The organism is Luteimonas abyssi (genome assembly GCF_001482195.1).
GTDB lineage: Bacteria > Pseudomonadota > Gammaproteobacteria > Xanthomonadales > Xanthomonadaceae > Luteimonas > Luteimonas abyssi.
Genome location: NZ_KQ759764.1, coordinates 1,170 through 1,884, shown reverse-complemented (window position 1 = coordinate 1,884; position 715 = coordinate 1,170). Strand labels below are relative to the sequence as shown.

1 protein-coding gene is annotated in these 715 nt (G+C 27.7%); it reads right to left on the bottom strand.

The genetic code is table 11. The features are described 5' to 3' along the window. Nucleotides 1-46: 46 nt before the first annotated feature. Nucleotides 47-622, bottom strand: a complete 576-nt coding sequence (locus tag RG19_RS17420) for a helix-turn-helix domain-containing protein (RefSeq protein ID WP_082672868.1) — start codon at nucleotides 620-622, stop codon at nucleotides 47-49. Nucleotides 623-715: the final 93 nt, after the last annotated feature.

Genomic DNA, 715 nt, shown 5'->3' with positions numbered 1-715 from the left:
TACTTATTCCCTTCTTTACGTGGGTCAGACGGATAAGAAGGATTATTTATGTAATATCTTCAACATCGATGTTATCTACGTATTCTAATGACCAATCACAAATAAATTGGTCTAGCTCTTTTTCTAAATAATCAACAACATAAACAGGGAAGTTTACTTCTTTTATATTATCGAAGAAGTTGGTTTTATATTGACTTAGTAAACTAATGTTATTATGTTCATCAAAATTCATACTGTAATCGATATAGAAACTAAACTCCATTTCTTTATTTTGATAGTTAATCAAAGATTTCAAAGTTAATACAGCATTCAATTCATGTATATATGGAAAACCATCCCCCTCTGATGGATCGGTTATGTGAATATCTACGGATGTTTCAATGTTATCTTTAGATATGATTTCATACCCCACATTTATATCTACGTATTTAAATAAGTCTCCTACATCACAATTAAGTAAATCACAAAGTTGTGTCATTGTATCAAATTGTACTCCGGCACCATAATTATTGTACAAGTTAGAAATGGTAGTACGTGAAAGTGTGGTTTTATCTTTTACATTTTGAATATTTAATCTATTCTCTGCCATTAAAACACGTAAATTGCAATAAATAAATCCCATAATCATCACCTTATTAAAATTTTTATTAAATAAATAATACCATAACAAATCAAAATAACCAATAATCTAATCAAAATAACTTGACAACCATAT